This window comes from Tessaracoccus luoxuelianae (assembly GCF_055326245.1).
Genome location: NZ_JBUZNO010000002.1, coordinates 250,142 through 269,332, shown reverse-complemented (window position 1 = coordinate 269,332; position 19,191 = coordinate 250,142). Strand labels below are relative to the sequence as shown.

20 protein-coding genes are annotated in these 19,191 nt (G+C 69.2%); 8 read left to right on the top strand and 12 right to left on the bottom strand.

Going from position 1 to position 19,191, the window contains the following annotated elements:
- Positions 1-23 precede the first annotated feature (23 nt).
- The gene (locus ACZK39_RS03915; protein WP_459054529.1) at positions 24-587 is read left to right on the top strand and encodes a protein-L-isoaspartate O-methyltransferase family protein; all 564 of its coding nucleotides are present in this window, start codon (positions 24-26) and stop codon (positions 585-587) included.
- 4 nt (positions 588-591) lie between these two features.
- Here ACZK39_RS03915 and ACZK39_RS03910 read toward each other — a convergent pair whose 3' ends face one another.
- The gene (locus ACZK39_RS03910) at positions 592-2,133 is read right to left on the bottom strand and encodes a sensor histidine kinase (RefSeq protein ID WP_527252178.1); all 1,542 of its coding nucleotides are present in this window, start codon (positions 2,131-2,133) and stop codon (positions 592-594) included.
- On the opposite strand from ACZK39_RS03910, the gene ACZK39_RS16755 reads away from it, so the two are divergent.
- A complete protein-coding gene (locus ACZK39_RS16755; protein WP_527252181.1) occupies positions 2,084-2,206 on the top strand; it encodes a 50S ribosomal protein bL37 in 123 nt (40 codons plus the stop codon). The genes ACZK39_RS03910 and ACZK39_RS16755 overlap by 50 nt on opposite strands.
- A 66-nt stretch (positions 2,207-2,272) precedes the next feature.
- On the opposite strand, the gene ACZK39_RS03900 is transcribed toward ACZK39_RS16755, so the two are convergent.
- The 3 genes from ACZK39_RS03900 to ACZK39_RS03890 all read right to left on the bottom strand — a co-directional run bounded on the left by ACZK39_RS03900 (position 2,273) and on the right by ACZK39_RS03890 (position 4,013).
- Positions 2,273-2,545: a hypothetical protein gene (locus tag ACZK39_RS03900; RefSeq protein WP_463612576.1), complete on the bottom strand. Its 273-nt coding sequence runs from the start codon at positions 2,543-2,545 to the stop codon at positions 2,273-2,275.
- Positions 2,545-3,159, bottom strand: coding sequence for a sigma-70 family RNA polymerase sigma factor (locus tag ACZK39_RS03895; RefSeq protein ID WP_182784363.1), 615 nt, complete (start codon positions 3,157-3,159; stop codon positions 2,545-2,547). Before ACZK39_RS03895 ends, ACZK39_RS03900 begins: the two co-directional genes overlap by 1 nt.
- 158 nt (positions 3,160-3,317) lie before the next feature.
- Positions 3,318-4,013: an SOS response-associated peptidase gene (locus ACZK39_RS03890; protein ID WP_463612575.1), complete on the bottom strand. Its 696-nt coding sequence runs from the start codon at positions 4,011-4,013 to the stop codon at positions 3,318-3,320.
- 28 nt (positions 4,014-4,041) lie between these two features.
- On the opposite strand from ACZK39_RS03890, the gene ACZK39_RS03885 reads away from it, so the two are divergent.
- The 4 genes from ACZK39_RS03885 to ACZK39_RS03870 are packed head-to-tail and all read left to right on the top strand — an operon-like array spanning position 4,042 to position 7,725.
- Complete coding sequence (locus ACZK39_RS03885) at positions 4,042-4,656, top strand: DoxX family membrane protein (RefSeq protein ID WP_463612574.1); 615 nt, start codon at positions 4,042-4,044, stop codon at positions 4,654-4,656.
- Positions 4,656-5,912: a 3-phosphoshikimate 1-carboxyvinyltransferase gene (gene aroA / locus ACZK39_RS03880; protein WP_463612573.1), complete on the top strand. Its 1,257-nt coding sequence runs from the start codon at positions 4,656-4,658 to the stop codon at positions 5,910-5,912. The genes ACZK39_RS03885 and aroA overlap by 1 nt, the downstream gene beginning before the upstream one ends.
- A 7-nt stretch (positions 5,913-5,919) precedes the next feature.
- On the top strand, positions 5,920-6,894 hold the full coding sequence (rsgA, locus tag ACZK39_RS03875; protein ID WP_463612572.1) for a ribosome small subunit-dependent GTPase A: 975 nt from the start codon (positions 5,920-5,922) through the stop codon (positions 6,892-6,894).
- Positions 6,895-6,924: 30 nt separating this feature from the next.
- Complete coding sequence (locus tag ACZK39_RS03870) at positions 6,925-7,725, top strand: inositol monophosphatase family protein (RefSeq protein ID WP_182799829.1); 801 nt, start codon at positions 6,925-6,927, stop codon at positions 7,723-7,725.
- Positions 7,726-8,138: 413 nt separating this feature from the next.
- Here ACZK39_RS03870 and ACZK39_RS03865 read toward each other — a convergent pair whose 3' ends face one another.
- The 7 genes from ACZK39_RS03865 to ACZK39_RS03835 all read right to left on the bottom strand — a co-directional run bounded on the left by ACZK39_RS03865 (position 8,139) and on the right by ACZK39_RS03835 (position 15,083).
- Positions 8,139-8,450, bottom strand: coding sequence for a GIY-YIG nuclease family protein (locus tag ACZK39_RS03865; RefSeq protein WP_182784169.1), 312 nt, complete (start codon positions 8,448-8,450; stop codon positions 8,139-8,141).
- A gap of 348 nt (positions 8,451-8,798) precedes the next feature.
- Complete coding sequence (gene serA / locus ACZK39_RS03860; RefSeq protein WP_459054533.1) at positions 8,799-9,989, bottom strand: phosphoglycerate dehydrogenase; 1,191 nt, start codon at positions 9,987-9,989, stop codon at positions 8,799-8,801.
- A gap of 225 nt (positions 9,990-10,214) precedes the next feature.
- A complete protein-coding gene (locus ACZK39_RS03855) occupies positions 10,215-10,988 on the bottom strand; it encodes an ABC transporter ATP-binding protein (RefSeq protein ID WP_463612571.1) in 774 nt (257 codons plus the stop codon).
- Positions 10,985-11,812, bottom strand: coding sequence for an ABC transporter ATP-binding protein (locus ACZK39_RS03850; protein WP_463612570.1), 828 nt, complete (start codon positions 11,810-11,812; stop codon positions 10,985-10,987). The genes ACZK39_RS03855 and ACZK39_RS03850 overlap by 4 nt, the downstream gene beginning before the upstream one ends.
- Positions 11,809-12,618, bottom strand: a complete 810-nt coding sequence (locus tag ACZK39_RS03845) for an ABC transporter permease (protein WP_463612569.1) — start codon at positions 12,616-12,618, stop codon at positions 11,809-11,811. The genes ACZK39_RS03850 and ACZK39_RS03845 overlap by 4 nt, the downstream gene beginning before the upstream one ends.
- Positions 12,615-13,574 (bottom strand): ABC transporter permease, encoded by a 960-nt coding sequence (locus tag ACZK39_RS03840; RefSeq protein ID WP_459054535.1) that lies wholly within the window; start codon positions 13,572-13,574, stop codon positions 12,615-12,617. The genes ACZK39_RS03845 and ACZK39_RS03840 overlap by 4 nt, the downstream gene beginning before the upstream one ends.
- Positions 13,575-13,577: 3 nt before the next feature.
- Positions 13,578-15,083, bottom strand: coding sequence for an ABC transporter substrate-binding protein (locus ACZK39_RS03835; protein WP_459054536.1), 1,506 nt, complete (start codon positions 15,081-15,083; stop codon positions 13,578-13,580).
- 118 nt (positions 15,084-15,201) lie between these two features.
- Between ACZK39_RS03835 and ACZK39_RS03830 the strand changes: the two genes are divergently transcribed.
- Positions 15,202-16,368: an FUSC family protein gene (locus ACZK39_RS03830; RefSeq protein ID WP_182784180.1), complete on the top strand. Its 1,167-nt coding sequence runs from the start codon at positions 15,202-15,204 to the stop codon at positions 16,366-16,368.
- 12 nt (positions 16,369-16,380) lie between these two features.
- On the opposite strand, the gene ACZK39_RS03825 is transcribed toward ACZK39_RS03830, so the two are convergent.
- Positions 16,381-17,358, bottom strand: a complete 978-nt coding sequence (locus tag ACZK39_RS03825; RefSeq protein WP_463612568.1) for a LacI family DNA-binding transcriptional regulator — start codon at positions 17,356-17,358, stop codon at positions 16,381-16,383.
- Between the two features lie 572 nt (positions 17,359-17,930).
- On the opposite strand from ACZK39_RS03825, the gene ACZK39_RS03820 reads away from it, so the two are divergent.
- Positions 17,931-18,329 (top strand): hypothetical protein, encoded by a 399-nt coding sequence (locus ACZK39_RS03820; RefSeq protein WP_463612567.1) that lies wholly within the window; start codon positions 17,931-17,933, stop codon positions 18,327-18,329.
- The last annotated feature ends 862 nt before the right edge of the window (positions 18,330-19,191 follow it).

Here is a 19,191-nt window from a genome sequence, read left to right as displayed (position 1 = left end):
TCGCTGCGCGGCACACTTGTGGGATGACCGACAGGCTTCAGAAAGCCTTCGACGCAGCCCCTCGGAGGCAGTTCCTCCCTGCGGATCAGCGCCACCTCAGTGACCTCGACGCCCCGCTGGCCATCGGCCACGGAGCCACCAACTCGCAGCCGTCCACAGTGCGCTTCATGCTCGAACTCCTGGACGCGCAGCCCGGGCAACGCGTGCTTGACGTCGGCAGCGGTTCCGGGTGGACCACCGCGCTGCTCGCGGAGCTCGTGGGCGCCGATGGGCTGGTGATCGGCGTCGACATTACCCCTGAGCTGGTGTCGATGGGCCGCACGAACCTGGGCGGCGGGCGGCCGTGGGCCCGCGTCGAGCTGGCGCAACCAAGTGTGCTGGGGTGGCCCGCTGAGGCGCCGTTCGACCGGATCCTGGTGTCGGCCGATGGGGGCCGGGTCCCCGCCGAACTCGAGGACCAGCTCGCGCCCGGCGGGCGCATGGTCCTCCCGGCGGACCGGGAGATGGTGGTGGTGCACAGGCGCCCCGACGGGGCCGTCCGTCGGCGTCGGGCCAAGGGCCTGTTCAGCTTCGTTCCTCTGCGCTGACCGGTCAGGCGACGACGGCGGGCACCTGAAGGGCGATCGTGGCCACCGCCCCCTGCGTGTCGTGCCGGTTCTCGATGGTCAGCGTGCCGTGCAGGTCCTTGATCAGGGTGGAGATGATCGCCAACCCGAGCGACGTCTGATTGCCCAGGATGAAGCCCTCAGGCAGTCCATGGCCCGCATCGACGATCCGGATCGTCAGAGCACCACCGACCCGCTCGGGGAGCACCTCGACGTAACCGGAAGCGCCGTCCAGGCCGTGCTCGACGGCATTCTGGCAGAGCTCGGTCACCACCATGGACAGCGAGGTGGCCATCTCCGCCGGGATCACCCCGAACGATCCACGCCGCACGGCCTTGACGATGCCGTGGGAGGCAGCCAGGTCCCCCACCATGTCCAGGATCTTGTCGCACACCTCGTCGAAGGCCACCGCCTCGCCCAGGCTGTAGCTCAGCGTCTCGTGCACCATCGCGATGGAGGACACCCTCCGCATCGCGTCGCGCAGCGCCTCCTTGCCCTCCGGCGACGACAGCCGGCGCGACTGCATCCGCAGCAGCGCGGCTACAGTCTGCAGGTTGTTCTTCACGCGGTGGTGGATCTCGCGGATGGTGGCGTCCTTGGTGACGAGCATCCGGTCGCGGCGGCGGAGGTCTGTCGTGTCACGGCAGAGCACCAGCATGCCGGCGGAGGTGTATTCGAGCCACAGCGGGAGCAGCACGAAGCGCATCGAGGCGCCCCGCGACTCGACATCGAACTCCAGCGTGAGCCGGCCGTCGAGGTCGGCGTCCACGGTCTGCCCCATCGATTCGACGCGGTCGCGCAGCTGGCGCGTCAGGTCGCGGAAGTGCTCCCCCTCGATGTCGCCGACGGCACCGAGGCGACGGAAGCCGGTCACGGCGTTGGGGCTGGCGTACGAGATCACGCCGTCCGGCATCACCCTGAGGACACCGTCGGCCGCGCGCGGCGCCAACGCCTTGTCCGACGGCGTGACCAGCGGGAACTCGCCGCGCATCAGCATCTGGGTGAGGATCTCAGCGGCCTCGATGAAGTTCTCCTCCAGCGCGCCGGTGGCGCGCATCCCCATCTGGTTGGTGTGGCGTTCGATGACCGCGATGGGGCGGTCGTGCCGCAGCACGGGGATGGCCCACACGTCCACCGGGATCCCGGCGCCCAGCTCGTTGTCGCTGGTCTCGGCGATGGCGTGCGTCATGAACGCGACCGTCACCTGATGATCGGGCTCGAACTCGATCGTCTCCCCGACGATGTCCTCCTCCAGGGCGGTCGGCCCGGTCACCGGCCGCACCTGCGCGGTGCACGAGAACACGTCGCCCTCCTCGGTGAGGGGCTTCCACAGCACCAGGTCCGAGAAACTGAGGTCTGCCAGCAGATGCCACTGGGAGACGAAGGCGTCCAGCCACTCGTCGTCGGTCAACTGTCCCAGGTCTCGCATCACGGACCCAGCTTGCCATGGATGGGCTTTAGCATGCGCGGGGGTCGATCTGGCACAATGTGGTGTCCTACAGCTACTGAAATACAAGGAGACTCTCATGGGTAAGACCGGACGCAAGCGTCGCGCTCGCCGCAAGAACAAGGCCAACCACGGCAAGCGTCCCAACACCTGAGCCGAGGCCCGAAAAACCAATAAGCCCCCGCGGATCCCTGCGGGGGCTGTTGCGTCATCCTTGCCGTCAGTGGCTGCGGGTCGCTCGCATCGTCTGGATCCGCGCACTCAGCGTGGCCGGCGCCTTGGCCGCCAGCTGACTGCGCTGGATCATCTCGGTGATCGTGGATTCGATCTCGAAGTTCTCCATACATCGCTCACAGGCGTGCAGGTGCAGCCGGATCAGGTCTGCGTCACCCTCGAGGAGTTCGTTGCGCAGGAACGAATGGACCTGCGAGAGCGCCTGCACGCACTCGTCCATCTCGTCGTGCTCGTGCGAGTACATGTCCGGATCCGCCATCACCGTCCCCCGCTCCTGCGCCCGATGCCGTTGTCGCGCGCGTAATCTGCCAGCAGATCCCGCAGCTGTGAGCGACCCCTGTTGAGCCTGCTCATCACCGTGCCGATGGGTGTGCCCATGATCTCGGCGATCTCCTTGTAGGAGAAGCCCTCCACATCGCTGAGCAGCACCGCCATCCGGAAGTTCTCAGGCAGCTGTGCGATGGCCTCGGCCACGGCCCCGTCCGGGGTTTGATCCAGGGCCTCCATCTCGGCGCTGCGCAGTCCGGCCGAATCATGCGAGGCTGCGCGGGCGAGTTGCCAGTCCGAGACCGCCTCGTCGCTGCTGGATTGTGGGGATCGCTGCGCCTTGCGGTAGGCGTTGATGTAGGTGTTGGTCAGGATCCTGTACAGCCAGGCCTTGAGGTTGGTGCCCGGCGTGAAGGTGCGGCGCGAAGCGAACGCCTTGGCGTAGGTCTCCTGGACGATGTCCTCGGCGTCGGCAGGGTTGCGGGTCATCCGCATCGCGGCGGCGTAGAGCCGGTCAACATGGCTCAGCGCTTCCTCCTCGAACGCCTCTGCTTCGGCGTCGAGGGTGTCTGCGTCCCCGGGGGCCGCGGCGAGCTCGCTGTCCATCAGAAGAGAGAATAGCGCCCCCGCGACAATCGCCTCCGCCTCAGCCACCACAACGGCGCCGGCTGCGGGCCGGGCGCGACGGGGCACCAGGGGCTTGACGTTCATGTAGCACCACAACGCACACCCCCGGGGGTCTATTCCCGGCGGTGCCAATCAGGTCAGTCGGGCAGTGCCTCGATCAGCTGCGGGCCGTCGGTACCCACCGTGTTGACCGCCCGCGACACCTTCAGATGGGCCAGCGACGTCGGCGCCCGCAACAGCGACACCGCCGTCCGCGCGTCCGTCAGCCCTGGATCCAACCAGTGCTCCCAGGCCTCGCGAGGAACCGTCATGGGCATCCGGTCGTGCACCCAGCCGAGCTCGTCGGTGGCCTCCGTCGTGAGGATGGTGGTGGAGGTCAGCCATCCGTCGGGCCCCCTCCAGAACTCATAGAGGCCGGCCATCACCAGAAGGCCTGACGACGGACGCAGGAAGTATGGCTGCTTGACCGGCTTGGCTGCGCCCTCGGGCGTCTCAGAGCGCCACTCGTAGTAGCCGACGGCGGGCAGCAGGCAGCGGCGGGCCGCCGCCGCCTTGCGGTAGGCCGGCTTCTCGGTGACGGTCTCCACGCGGGCGTTGATCATGGTGGAGCCCGGAGCCTTGGCCCAGCTGGGCACCAGCCCCCATCGGAGCGGCACCAGCTTGCGCGTCACCTGCCCGTCGGAGGCCCGGTCCAGGACGCCCGGCACCAGGTCCGTGGGGGCGATGTTGTAGCGGGGGGCGCACACCTCCGCCATCTCGTCGGCCACGAAGGAGATCTCGAACTCCTCGACCAGCTCGTCGGGATTCGCGGTGGCCGCGTAACGTCCGCACATGCTCGAAGCCTAGTAGTAGTGTGGCCGCATGAGTCTGCTGCGATTTGTTGCCCGGAGTCTGTTCGCCAGCTACTTCATCGCCGAGGGGGTGAAGGCTGTCACCAGGCCCGCTGAGCTCGCGCCGGACGCCGAACGCTTCACCTCCGCCGTCTCGCCGCTCCTCCAGCGTGTGGTGCCGGCAGACGTCGCCTCGTACGTGCCCGAGAAGGCTGAGACGTGGGTGCGCCTCGCGGGCATGGCTCAGATCGCCGGCGGCGCGATGTACGCCACTGGGATCGGCCGCCGTCTGGGGGCGCTGCTTCTGGCCAAGGCGTCGGTGCTCAATCTCGCCATCGCCCTGCCGGACAAGGACGCCACGAAGGTGGCCAAGGACGCCGCCCGGCCGGAGGTGCTGCGCAACGCTGCACTCCTGGGCGCCGCTGTGCTCGCCGCACAGGACACCGAGGGCAAGCCCAGCCTGTCGTGGCGGGCTGATCACGCCGCGAAGGTCACCGAGAAGAAAGCCGCCGCCCTCGGCGGTGACGTGAGCCGGTCCGCCCAGAAGGCCGCCGATCGCGCGGAGAAGCGGGCGAAGCAGCTCGCGAAGCGGGCCCGCAGGTCGGCCAAGGCGTTCAGCAGGAAGATCGAGGCCACCGTCAGCTGATGACGTACCCGCTCCCCCGTGCCCTGACCCCCGTCGAGGGGGAGGTGCTCGTGCCCGGCTCGAAGTCGGAGACCAACCGGGCCCTCGTGCTGGCCGCCCTCGCGGACGGGTCCAGCACCCTCACCGGAGCGTTGGAGTCGCGGGACTCCGCGCTGATGATCGGGGCGCTCCGGGCCCTGGGCGTGCGCGTCGAGGACCGTGGGGAGACGTTGGTCGTGTCACCTCCTCAGCGGTTCAAGGGCGCAGCGCTCATCGACTGCGGGCTCGCCGGCACTGTGATGAGATTCGTGCCGCCGTTGGCCCTGCTGGCAGAGGGCCCGTCATCCTTCGTCGGTGACCCGCACGCCAGCCAGCGCCCCATGGGCCCGCTCCTGGACGGGCTGCGGCAGTTGGGCGCGGTGATCTCCGGCGATGCCCTTCCCTTCACCCTCAGCCCCCCCGTTGAGCCGCGTTCGACGGCCAACATCGACGCCTCAGGTTCCAGCCAGTTCATCTCCGGTCTGCTGCTCGTCGGCGCCCGGCTTCCCCGCGGCCTGACGCTGAGACACACGGGAGACCGGTTGCCGTCGCGGCCGCACATCGAGATGACGGCCAGCATGCTGCGCGACGTCGGGGTGCAGGTCGTGGAGCAGGACGACCGGACCTGGCAGGTGTTCCCCGGCAGGATCGCGGCCCGCAGTCGCACCATCGAGCCGGATCTCACCAATGCCGCGGTGTTCCTCGCGGCCGCTGCGGTCACCGGAGGAAGGGTCACCGTCCCCGGCTGGCCGAGGCGCAGCCTGCAGCCGGGTGCCGTGTTCCTCGACGTGATCACGGCGATGGGTGCGACGGTCGAACGCTCCGCGGGCACCGCGACGGTCGCCGGGACGGGTCGGCTCACGGGCATCGACGTGGACCTCACCACCGCCTCCGAGCTCACCCCCGTGGTGGCGGCGCTGGGGGCGCTCGCCGAGGGCACCACCACCATCCGCGGGGTCGCCCACATCCGTGGGCACGAGACGGACCGGCTCGCGGCCCTGGTCACCGAGCTGCGCCGGTTGGGCGCCCAGGCTGAGGAGACCGAGGACGGGCTCAGGATCGTCGGCGGCGGTGAGCTTCGGCCGGCCGTGCTGCACACCTACGCCGACCATAGGATGGCGCACTTCGCCGCGCTCCTGGCCCTCACGGTGCGCGGGATCGAGGTCACGGACATCGAGTGCGTCTCCAAGACGATGCCGCACTTCGCGCGGGACTGGAACGGGCTGGTCCACGCGTGAGGCAGCGGTGAAGTCCCTGCGGGAGGACGACCACAGCGGCTTCGACCGGCCCCGCCGTCGCTCGAGGCCCCGTACCAAGGAACGGCCTGACTACTCGGAGCTCCCCGTGGCCCGCGTCATCTCCGTGGACCGCGGCCGCTACCGCTGCACCCTCAACGGCAACGACGTCACGGCGGTGCGTGGACGGCTGATCGACCGCAAGGGCGGCGTGCTCGTCGGAGACAACGTCCGGCTGGACGGGGACTCCACCGGCGAGGAGGGCACGCTGTCGCGCATCGTGGAGGTGCTGGAGCGCACCACGGTACTTCGCCGCTCGGCAGACGACGCCGACACCTTCGAACGGCCCATCGTCGCCAACGCGGATCAACTGTTCATCGTGACGGCCCTCGCGGATCCTCCCCCACGGATGGGCATGATCGACCGGATCCTGGTGGCGGCCTTCGACGCCCGCATCGCGCCTGTGCTGTGCCTCACCAAAGCGGACCTGGCCAGCCCCGTCGAGCTGCGGCACGCCTACGAGCCGTTGGGGGTCCCCATCCTGGTGACCGACCCGGAGGCAGACCTGAGCGCCGTGAGGGAGGCGCTCAAGGACCGGGTGACGGTGTTCGTCGGTCACTCCGGGGTGGGCAAGTCCACGCTGGTCAACCGCCTGATCCCCGGGGCGGGGCGGGCAACAGCGGAGGTGAGCGAGCTGACCGGCAAGGGTCGGCACACCTCCACGTCGGCCATCGCGATGGAGCTTCCAGGCGGCGGCTGGATCATCGACACCCCCGGGGTGCGCTCGTTCGGGATCAGCCACGTGCAGACCGCCTCGATCCTGGGCGCCTTCCCGGACCTGGCGGAGTTCGCCGAGGACTGCCCCCGTGGCTGCAGCCACCTCACCGGCGTGATCGAGTGCGCTCTCGACGACGCGGTCGCGGCGGGGACGCTGGCCCCCGAGCGGCTCGCCTCGTTCCGCAGGATGGGCCGGGCGTTCACCTGAATCGAGCGCCCGACGCGCTAGGTTTGGCGCATGGCTGTCTCGAAGGACCTCACGGACGATCTGCGCCTGGCGCACCTCATGGCAGACGACGCGGATTCGCTGTCGATGAGCAAGTTCAAGGCTCAGGATCTGAGGTTCACCAGCAAGCCGGACAACACCCCGGTGACGGAGGCCGACACCGCCGTCGAGGAGTCCATCCGCCGCACCCTTGCCCGCACCCGCCCCCGCGATGCGGTCCACGGCGAGGAGTTCAGTGACACCGGAAAGTCGTCGCGGCGCTGGATCATCGACCCCATCGACGGCACCAAGAACTATCTGAGGGGCGTGCCGGTCTGGGCCACGCTGATCGCCCTGGAGGTGGATGGTGAGATCGCCGCCTCCGTGGTGTCGGCCCCCGCGCTGAACAGGCGGTGGTGGGCGAGCACCGGCGGCGGCGCCTACACGGGACGCTCCCTGCTCAGCTCAACCGAGCTTCGGGTGAGCCGCGTCGAAACCATCGGTGACGCGTCGCTGTCCTACTCGGACATCGCTGAATGGGTGGACACCGGCCGCGGCCAGGGCTTCATCGACCTGATGCGCAGCTCGTGGCGGACGCGGGCCTACGGCGATTTCTGGAGCTACATGCTGGTGGCCGAAGGCTCCGTGGACGTGGCGTGCGAGCCGGACCTGGAGTTGTACGACATGGCTGCGCTCGAGGTCATCGTCCGCGAGGCGGGCGGCCGGTTCAGCAACCTCGACGGCGTCGACGGCGTGGGCGGCCCGGGGGCTCTGGCCACCAACGGTCTGCTCCACCACGCCGCCATGGAGTTCCTGCGCGCTCCCGTCGCTTAGTCCACCGACTCCTGAGGGCCCACGTCGCGAAGCGACCCCTCGGCCCCTCCCCCTCGCTCCCTGAGGAGGCCCACGTCGCGAAGCGACCGTCGGCCGTCTCGAAGGGTCGAATCGCAACCTGGCAAGCGACCCCACCCAAGGGCCAGACACAACCCTTCGAGACGAGCCCCGCCGCTCCGCGGACGGCTCTCCTCAGGGAACGAAGGCACGAGCCCCGCCGCTCCGCGGACGGCTCTCCTCAGGGAACGAAGGCACGAGCCCCGCCGCTCCGCGGACGGCTCTCCTCAGGGAACGAAAGGCACGAGCCCCGCCGCTCCGCGGACGGCTCTCCTCAGGGAACGAAAGGCACGAGCCCCGCCGCTCCGCGGACGGCTCTCCTCAGGGAACGAAAGGCACGAGCCCCGTGAGAAATGTCAGCTCGCAGTTGTTCCGGCGGGGCCACTGTCGGCCGGACCTCCTCGACGCGCCAGCCGCGGCAGATCCTCGAATCGCCCGTCGATCAGCGCCTGCTTCTTCGCTCGACTCCAGCCGTGGAGCCTACGTTCCATGTCATAGGCCTCACCGATGTTCTCGAACTCCTGCGCCCACACCATCTTCACCGGTAGCCGCTTCGATGTGAATCGGGACCCGCCGAAGCCGTGCTCCCAGGCGCGCTGTTCGATATTGCGCGTCGACCCGACGTAGAAGAACCCGTCGGCGCACTCGAGGATGTATGTCCATGCCATGTAGCGATCAGACCAGCGGCCCCGCGAGTCTTCAAGGGGTCAACGGGTGGCTGTGGATAACCCATGCGCTCCGCTGGACGGTCGCGTCACAACCCTTCGAGACGAGCCCCGCCGCTCCGCGGGCGGCTCTCCTCAGGGAACGAAAGGCACGAGCCCCGCCGCTCCGCGGGCGGCTCTCCTCAGGGAACGAAAGGCACGAGCCCCGCCGCTCCGCGGACGGCTCTCCTCGGGAACGAAGGCACGAGCCCCGCAGCTCAGTCCACCGATCCCTGAGGAGGCCTACGTCGCGAAGCGACCGTCGGCCGTCTCGAAGGGTCGAATCGCAACCTGACAAGCGACCCAGAGGCGTCAGAGGACGCGGACGCGCACCGTCTCGTCGAGCGCCTCAAGGTCCGCCAGCAGCCCGTCGTACTTCTCGCCCTGCACGTCGGTGACCACGTAGCCCAACTGGCCGCGGGTGGCCAGCGTCTGGGAACCGATGTTCATGTTGTGCGTGGCGAACAGCTGGTTCAGCCGCGCCAGGACGCCGGGCACGTTGTGGTGCAGGTGCACCACGCGCGCCGTCGACGTGGGGCCGGCCGGCACCTCGGGGAGGTTGACGCTCATCGATGTCGATCCGAGGGTCTCGTAGTCGTTGAGCTTGCCTGCGACGAAGCGGCCGATATCCACCTGGGCCTCCTGCGTCGAGCCTCCAACGTGAGGGGTGAGGATCACGTTGCTGAGTCCCTGCAGCTTGGAGACGAACGGCTCGTCCTTGGCCTTCGGCTCCGAGGGGAACACGTCGATCGCGGCGCCGGCGACGTGGCCGGAGACGAGGTTGTCGTAGAGCGCGTCAAGGTCCACCACGGCCCCGCGACACAGGTTGAGGAAGAGCGACCGTGGCCGCATGGCGGCGAACTGCTCGGCGCCGAACATGTCCTTGTTCTCCGGGCGACCGTCCACGTGCAGAGACACCGTCTCCGCCTCTCCGAGCAGCTCCTCGAGGGTATCGACGCGGCGCGCATTGCCGAGCGCCAGACGGTCCACCAGGTCGTAGAAGATCACGCGCATCCCCAGCGACTCCGCCACCACAGACAGCTGGGAGCCGATGTTGCCGTACCCGATGATGCCGAGGGTACGGCCGCGCACCTCGTGCGAGCCGACTGCGGACTTGTCCCAGATCCCTGCGTGCATATCGCGGTTGCGGTCCGTGAGCCGGCGGGCCATGGAGATGATCTCGGCGATGGCCAGCTCCACGACGGAGCGCGTGTTGGAGTAGGGCGCGTTGAACACCGCGACACCATGGTCCGTGGCCGCCTCCAGGTCGATCTGGTTGGTGCCGATGCAGAAGGCGCCGATGGCGCTGAGCTGCGGCGCCGACTCGAGGGCGGCGCGCGTGACGTAGGTGCGCGATCGGATGCCGAGGTAGTCCACCCCCTTGAGGGCGGCCATCAGGTCCCGCTCGGCCAGCGCCCCGGGCCGGGAGTCGACCTCGTAGCCCTTGGCCTGGAGAGCCTTGACGGCGTCGGCGTGGATGTTCTCAAGTAGCAGTGCCTTCACGCTGGGCATTCTAGGCCCGCGCGCCCCGGTGCCCCGAACCCGTCCGCTCGCGGCGTAGGGAAGCACTGGTCAATGCTGTTCTCGGCGAGGACGTGCCGGGCGGGATGAGGTGGCACCACTCCGGCTGGTGCGTGTACTTGACGTCCATATCCAGGTGGAGGGGCGCCAGATCGCCCGATCCGGTGCGCCGCAGCCAGGACATGATTGATCAGTGGTTCCCTGAAGTCAGAGGGTCAGGGTGGCGTCCACCAGGGCCGCGGTGTAGGGGTGCCTGGGCGCGCCCAGCACATCGGCGACGGTGCCCTGCTCGACGATCCGTCCAGCGTTGACCACCACCACCCGCTCGCACAGGTGCCGCACGATCGACAGATCGTGGGAGACGAGCACCAAAGTGAGCGAGCGCTCCTGGACCTCCGCGGTGAGCAGGTTCAGCACCTGCGCCCGGACCGAGACGTCGAGCGCCGAGACCGGCTCGTCGGCCACCAGGAGTGACGGGTCGCTGATCAATGCCCGCGCGATGGCCACCCGCTGCCGCTGCCCGCCGGAGAGCTGGTGTGGGAAACGGTCCATCATCTCCTCCGTCAGCCCCACGCCGAGCAGCGCCCCAGCGACGACGTCCCGGGTGGGCTCCGGCACGTCGCCGCGACCGCGGAGGACGGGAGACCGCAGCGGTTCGGCCACGATGTCGCCCAGGCGCATCCTCGGGTTCAGGGAGGAGTTCGGGTCCTGGAACACCATCGACGCCGCCGACCGCATGAAGCCACGGTCCCTCTCCTTCAACCCGACGATGGATCGGCCGTCGAACAGAACGTCGCCGTGCGACGGCGGCTGCAACCCCAGCATCAGGCGCGCCATTGTCGTCTTGCCGGATCCGGAGCCGCCGACGATGCCGATGCGCTCCCCCCGACCGACCTCGAGGTCGATGCCGTGGAGCGCGACGAACGGCCTGCCCGCCCTGCGGTAGGTGACCTCGGCGTCACGCAGCTCCACCAGGCTCATGAGGTGACTCCAGGGTAGTAGTCCTCGACGTTGGGCAGCGGCTGCCCCGGCTGCACCCGGTCTATTCTCGCCGACGCGATGAGCCCCTGCGTGTAGGGGTGACGGGGCTGGGCGATGACCTCGTCGATGGTGCCCTGCTCCACGATCTCGCCCTGCAGCATTACCGCCACCCGTTGGCACACCTGCCGCACCACGGCCAGGTCGTGCGAGACGAACACCGCGGCCCGGTCCGCGAGCTGCTCGGCGAGGAGGAGCAGGATCTGGCGCTGCACCAGCACGTCGAGGGCTGTGGTGGGCTCGTCGCAGAGCACCAGGCCGGGCTGGTTGGCCAGCGCCATCGCGATCAGCGCCCGTTGCCGCTGCCCTCCGGAGAGCTCGTGAGGATAGGAGTCGGCGATGCGGTCGGGCTCGGTGATGCCGACGCGGCCCAGCCAGGTGAGCACCTCGTCGTGGATGGCGCCGCGACGCTCGCCGTGGTGCAGCGCCACCACCTCGCCCACCTGACGACCCACCTTCATGGTGGGGTCCAGCGCCGTCATCGGTTCCTGGAAGATCATGGAGATCTCGTCGCCGCGCAGCTTCTGGAGCTCGCGCTCGGGGAGGCCCACGAGCTCGCGCCCGTCGAGCTTGATGCTGCCGGTGATCCGGGCGTGGGCTGGCAGCAGGCCCATGATGGCGAGCGCCGTCACGGACTTCCCGGAGCCCGACTGGCCGATGATGCCCAGCCGCTCACGCTCGTCGACGGCGAAGCTGATCCCACGCAGCGCCGGCTGCCGGCTTCCGCCGAATTCGACGCGGAGGTCTGTGACCTCGAGGTAGCTCATCGGATCTCCCTCAGCCTCGGGTCCAGCAGGTCCCGCAGCCCGTCTCCCAGCAGGTTGAACCCCATGGTGGCCACCGCGATGGCCAGCCCTGGCCACAGCGCCAGCAGCGGGGCGTTGAAGATGTAGCCCTGCGCCTCCCGCAGCATCCGCCCCCAGGTGGGGGCCTCGGGACCTGAGCCGAGACCGAGGTAGGACAGGCCCGCCTCGGCGAGGATCGCGATGCCGATGCTCACCGAGACCTGCACGCCGACGATGGGGGCGATGTTGGGCAGCACGTGCCGCCACGCGACGGCGAGGTGCGGGGTGCCGCTGAGCCTGGCCGCCTCCACGTAGCCCTGGCTCATCACCTGCAGCGTGGCCGCCCGCGCGATGCGCACGAATGCGGGGACGGAGGCGAGCGCGATGGCCATCATCGCGGTCCAGGTGGAGCCCCCCAGCGCCGCGGCGAAGAGGATGGCCAGCAGCAGTGCGGGGAACCCGTACAGGATGTCGGCGAGGCGCGCGGGGATCTCTCCCTGCCAGCCGCGGACCATGCCGGAGACGATGCCCAACGGCACGCCGATCCCGGCCGCCACCGCCACAGAGACGATGCCGACGAGCAGGCATATCTTGGCGCCGCTGAGGAGCCGGGAGAGGATGTCCCCACCCAGGCCGTCGGTGCCCAGCAAGTACGGCCAGCCGGGGGGCTGCAGCCCCGTGGACACCACCGCGTCGGGTGGGAACGGGGTCCAGACCAGGCCGACGGCGGCCATCACGACCACGATCCCGATGAGCATGGCCCCCAGGTAGAGCGTGCCGCGCTTCATCGGGCGTCACCGCTTCGCCGCAGCCGCGGGTCGATGATCTGGTAGGCGATGTCGACGAGGAAGTTGATCACCAGTACCGCCCAGACCAGCAGCAGGACGATTGCCTGAACCACGCCGAGGTCGCGCTGCGAGACCGCCAACAGGAGGGAGGATCCAAGCCCGGGCAGCGCGAACACCTGCTCGATGATGATCGCTCCCACCAGGAGTGTCGCGAGTTGCAGCCCGATGACGGTCAGTAGCGAGATGGCCGCGTTGCGCAGCCCGTGGCGCCACAGCGCTCCGGTGTATGACCACCCGACGGCGCGGGCCGTGCGGAAGTAGTCCTCATGGATCACCTCCAGGACCGAGCTGCGGACGTAGCGGGAGATGACGCTGGCCTGCACGATGGCCAGGGATGTGACGGGCAGGATCAGGTGCCGGATCCACTCCCCCACCGAATCCCAGTAGGAGACGTATCCGCCGGCCGGGAGCCAGCGGAGTTGTACCGCGAAGAGGACCACGAGCCAGATACCGGCCCAGAAGGCGGGCACCGCGAGACCCACCTGGGAGAGGGCCGAGACCACCACCCCGTCGGCGTGGCGGCGACGGACGGCGGCATAGGCGCCCACGGGGAGCGCGATGAGGATGGCCGCCAGCATGCCGAAGAGGATCAGCCACGCCGACACCTCCAGTCGCGACGCGATCAGCGGTGCAATGGGTCGGCGGCTGAAGTAGGACACCCCGAAGTCGAACCGCACCGCCCCCCAGAGCCACTCGAGATACCTGGTGAGGAAGGGGCGGTCGAGGCCCAACTCGGCCCGCAGCCGCTCCGCCTCGCCGGGTGAGGCGTTGGTGCCGAGGATCACCTGGGCGATGTCGCCGGGCAGCGCGTTGGTGGCGGCGAAGATCAGCAGGGAGGCGAGCAGGAGGCTCGCGAGCAGCCACGCCACCCGCGTGGCCGCCCGGCGAAGGGCCATGGGCTAGCTCCTGGCGGCAATCGTGGTGAGATCGAAGGCGAGGCTGATCTGGTTGGCCTGGATGCCGGAGATCTCGGGGGTGGTGATGATGAGGTTCGGCAGCAGGAACAGCCAGCTTGCCGCCGCGTCGTCGGCGAGAATGCGGGCGGCCTGCCTGAGCTTGGCCACCTGCTCCTCGGGTGTGCCGGCGTCCGCCTCGGTGACGAGTTCCTGGAACTCAGGGTTGTCGTAGCCCCAGTAGTACTCGGGGTTGGCGAAGGCGCCGATGTCGCGGGGTTCGACATGGGCCACGATGGTCATGTCGTAGTCGTGCGCGGTGTAGACCAGATCCAGCCAGCGGGCGGGGAACTCCAGCTCGTCGAGCTCGACGGTGATCCCCACCTCCTGCAGCTTGGCCGCGATGTAGCGGCCGGCCGGGGGCCCGTAGGGAAGGTTCGGCACCCGCAGCCGCAGGGTGAGGCCGGTGGCGTAGCCCGCCTCTGCGAGGAGCTCGCGCGCCTTGGCCTGGTCGAAGGGGTAGGTGTCGGACAGGTCCTCGAACCAGGGGTCCGTGGGCGGCACCATGGAGCCGATCAGGGTGCCCTTGCCGCCCCATGCGGCGTCGATGAGGGCCTCACGGTCGATGGCGTGGTTGATGGCCTGGCGCACCTTGAGGTCCTGCAGCGCGGGGGTGCGGTGGTTGAACCCGAGCACCACCTCGCCGTCGGTGGTGCCCTCGTGGACGGTGAAGCGCTCCTCGTCGTCGAACTGGCCGATGGCCTGGGGCACCGTCAGGTTGGAGATGATGTCCAGCTGCCCGGCGAGCATCGCGGTGTTCATGGCATTGGGGTCTGCGTAGTAGCGGAAGATGACCGATCCGAACCTGCTGGGTGTGGCCCAGTAGCTGGGGTTGGCCTTGAGCTCCACAGAGGATCCCTCCTCCCACGCCACGAACTGGAACGGGCCGGAGCCGGCGGGGGTGGTGTCCAGGTTGGCGGCGCCGGTGGGGTCCGTGACGATCCCGGCCGGGCCGGTCATCTCGTAGAGCCACTGGTTCGACGGCTGGTTGAGCGTGACCTCGACGGTGTCCTCGTCGAGGGCTTCGATGGTGTCCACTGCGGCCCACTTGCCCTTGATCTGGTCGGTGGCCGCGGCGCCCCGGTTTCGTTCGAAGCTCTCGACGACCGCCTCAGCGGTGACGTCCGTGCCGGAGGCGAAGCGGGCGCCCGAGTCGATGGTGAAGGTGTAGACCGTGTTGTCCTCGGAGGTGAGCCACTCTGAGGCGAGCAGCGGCCGGATCGTTCCCTCGCCGTCGAGCTTCACCAGGGTCTCGTAGACGTTGTAGAGGAGCACGAAGGGCGTGCCCGCGCCCGAGACGGTGATCATGTCCAGACCGGCGGGCTCACCGGTGGCCCCGATGGTGAGGGTGCGCGCCTCCTCCTCTTCCTCGATGGGCGGGCGCGTGCAGGCCCCCAGTGCCGTCGACAGCAGAAGGACCATGACGATCCCCAGGGTGCGGGCTCGGCGCATTTCTTGGGTTCCCTTCCGGCAACGGTCAACGGCTGGTTCAGTCTACCCACCGGGCACCTCTCACACCCGCGACGCTCTCCACGGGCGCAAACATGGCCGAGACGGCAGGATAGGCGCCATGGCGGAGGAGCAGGGGCACGGGTTCTCGTGGCATGACACGGGGCGCGCGCTGCAACGGGCCTCGATCAGGGCCTTCGACGTGTCGGAGCGCACCGCCAGGCGGGGGTGGCGCTCTCAGCAGCGGCGCGTGGGACGGTGGCGGTCGCGGCTGTTCATGATCCTGCAGATCTCGCTGGCGGCCGGAGCATCGTGGTGGATCGCCCGGCGTCTTCTGGGCCATGAGGAACCGTTCCTCGCCACGGTGGCCGCCATCATATGTCTGGGTTTCTCCTTCGGCCAGCGTCTGGGCCGCGTGGTCGAGGTGGCCGTTGGGGTCACCATCGGGGTGTTCGTGGGCGACGTGTTCGTGCACTACTTCGGCACCGGCGTCTGGCAGATCATCCTGGTGGTAGCCGTAGCGATGTCCATCACCACCTGGCTGGGGGCGCGCACCCTGATGGTGACGCAGTCGGCGGTCCAGGCGGCGGCGGTCCTCACGGTGCTCCCCGGCGTCGACGCCGGCATCTCCCGGTGGCAGGACGCTCTGGTGGGATGCGCCGTGGCGCTCCTGTTCGCCACGGTGGCGCCCACCTCACCGATCGATCGTCCGAGGATGATCGCGGCCAAGGTGCTCCACGAGGCGGCCATCACGGTGCGCGCGATGGTGGGCGCCCTGCAGAGGCACGACGTCGACGCGGCGGAGCAGCTTCTGACCCGGGCACGCGCCACGGAGGGTGAGCTGTCCGCGCTGCTTGCCGCGTCGTCGGAGGGCATGGCCGTGGTCCGCACCTCACCCTTCCTCCGGCGGCATCGTGACGCCGCGCTGCAGGTGGCGGACCTCGTCGTCCCGCTGGACCGGTTCATCCGCAACCTGCGGGTGCTGGCGCGCCGGTGTGCGGTGGCCGCGCACCGGGGTGAGACCGTGCCGGAGGAATACCTGGAGCTCTTGGCCGAGTTCGCGCAGGTGATCGACGAGTGCGCGGCAGAGCTGTTCGCCCGCAGGCTCCCCACAGCCAAGCTGGACGCGCTGCGCGCGCTGGCCGAGCGGTCGGCCCACGTGCCGATCCTGCCGAAGCTCTCCTCCACCGTGGTGCTGGCCCAGGTCCGCTCGATGCTGGTGGACCTCTTGGAGTTGTGTGGGGAGGACTACACCGACGCCAGGGACGCCGTCCCTGACATGGACTGACGCAGCTTCGCCTCAGTTCCCGCGGGTCTCCAGGACCGGCTTGAGCAGGACCCCGCCCGCCTCGCCATCCACCCCGGTCATCTGCGCCAAGGCCCTCTCGAAGACCAGCCGGGCCAGTTCGTCGACGGGCTGCCGAAGGCTCGGGATTCCGATTGCCCGAGCCACAGGGCTGTCGTCGAAGCCCACCACGTGCGTCCGCGTCACGCCCTGATTCGCGATGAAGGCCCCCAGCGCCAGCGCGTCCGAGGCGCACACCGCGGCAGTTGCCCCGCGTGCCAGCAGCTCGGCCATGCCCGCGCCCCCCGCATCCACCGAATCCTCGCCCTCGACGGTGAGCTGACGGGCTTCGTCGTCGCTCAGCTCCATGGCCGCCTGCCAGCCGGCGTGGCGATCGGCCCCCACCGGCGACCCGTCGGACCAGCCGATGAATCCGATCCGCTCGTGCCCGCGGGCCTGCAGGAAGCGCACGGCCTCCTCCGCCCCGGCGCGACCGTCGACGTCCACCCACTGGCCGTGGTCCTCTGCGCCCCACGGCCGTCCGAACGCCACGAACGCCACACCGGCCTCGGCCAGGCAGGCGGGGCGATCGTCGCCTGTCCAGGTGTCGGTGAGGATCCCCCCGTCGATGGCGAGGCTGGCGCGCAACTCCACCAGCCGCTCCACCTCCTCGTCCCTGGACTCGGCCGGAAACACGACGACGCGGTAACCGCGCTCGTCCGCGACGGTGACGAGTGCGCGGAGGAAGTCGTCCATGAAGGCACCCGAGATGCCGTTGCGGGGCGGGCTGAGCCGGATGCCCACGGCCATGGCGCGCTGGTTGCGCAGCGCTCGGGCGGCGGCGGAGGGCCGGTAGCCGGAGTTGTCGATCGCGGCCTGGACCCGGGCCCTGGTTTCGGCCCTGACTCGGTCAGGGAAGTTGATGACGTTCGAGATGGTCTGGCGTGAGACCCTCAGCTCCGCGGCCAGGCTGGCGAGCGTCGGCTTCTTCATTGGGCCTCCGTTGATCGTTCAAGGTGCCGCCATGCTCCAACCCCCGCCGCTCGGGTGTCAACGACAACGGCCGAATCGTTACCGTTCTGACACCCACCGACGATGCCGTCAGGCACCTGGTCCTGCCACCCCACACTCGCAGTGACCGTCACGCACTGCTGGCCGAGAAGGTGGCGATCAACCGTTGGCTGAGGTGCCGCGAAGGAACTGGAACCCTTCCCGTTGGCTGAGGAGCCGCGCAGCGGCCTCGAGCCCTCCCCGACGGCTGAGGTGCCGCGAAGCGGGCTCGAGCCCTCCCCGACGGCTGAGGTGCCGCGAAGCGGGCTGGAGCCCTTCCCGCTGGCTGAGGAGCCGCCGATCGGCGGCGAGGGCATTCACCGTTGGCTGAGGTGCCGCGCAGCGGCCTCGAAGCCTAAGAAACGCTAGCTGGCAAGCCAACTCGCCCGACGCGTCGAGGCCTCGACACCGTCGCCGACCCCACCGCAACCCCCAGAAAAACTTCTCAAAGAATTTCTGCCCGGCGCCCCTGCTGGGAGCAGAAAATGTCAGTGGTCGGACATAGCGTGGAACCCATGAAGGACAAGGCGCGTCAGATCGCGGAGCAGTTGCGCTCCGCCGACGAGTTGCGTCGTTTCGCCGAGGCCCAGACCCTGACCCTGCTGTGTGATCTGGCGGAACACTACGAGGTGGACTACGACCAGGTGCTGGAGGTGCTCGCTGAGCGCAGGGTGGTGGTCGGGGGTATCGGGACCCCGGCGGTGTCGGAGTTCATCGGCTTGGAACTGGCCGGGTTGCTGCGCTGCCCACCGATCGTGGCTGCCTCGAAGCTGGCTGATGCTTTGAGCTTGAAGCATCGTCACCCGCGGCTGTATGGGGCGGTGCAGGAGGGCCGGATCGAGGCGGCCAGGGCCTGTAAGGCGGCCGACCTGTGCCGCGAGCTACCCGCCGAGGGGGCCGACGCCGTCACCTGAGGCAACTGGAGAGGGGACGGCCCTCGCCCGCGTCGCGAAGCAACCGCAGGACGTCTCCAAGGATCGAGAACCCGCGGCCAAACGCAAGGGTGAGGGACGGCAGGGCGGCACCGCGCCGCGGTGCCCAACCCGACGATCACCCCGCTGGCATCCCGCTCAAGCAGACCCAACCCCAACGCCGCCCTTCCGGCCCGCACCCGGACAAGACCACGCCACAGGCACGACGAGTGCGGGGAGACGGGAGACGATGCCCGGTCGGCCTCAACCACCCGACCACGGTGTGACCAGTAGCCCACAACCAGACTCTGGATCACGGCCGACCGGGCATCGTCTCCCGGCTCACCGCACCCGACCACCAGATCCCGTGAAGGTGGTAGTCACGACCCTTCGAGACGGGCCACGCCGCTCCGCGGGCGGCCCTCCTCAGGGACCGGGAAAGGACCGGTCAGGGACCGGGAAAGGACCGGCCACTAGAAAAGCTGGAGCTCGCCGTCCACCTCCACACCGACGCCCTCGGCCACCTCACCGGCACCGCCCGCACCTGGCGCGCCGACCAACCCAGACCAGGTCAGCTCTACTGGTCCAGTCCCCTGGGCTACCGCTACGAAGTCACCCCCAGCGGCACCCGCATGCTCGCCTAACGGCGGGACGACTCGCTCGGCCACGAGCAACCACCAGCACGGCGACGGGGACCACCCGTCGCGTACTTCACACGCCCAGAACCCGCCAGGTGGCGGTGGTGGCCAGGATCATGACCACTGGGACGATCGGCCACCATTTCCCCAGGCCTCTCCAGGCCAGCCACGCGGGGATCCCAAGACTGCTGGCGATTCCCATGCCCAGAAGGAGGAGATATCCGAGC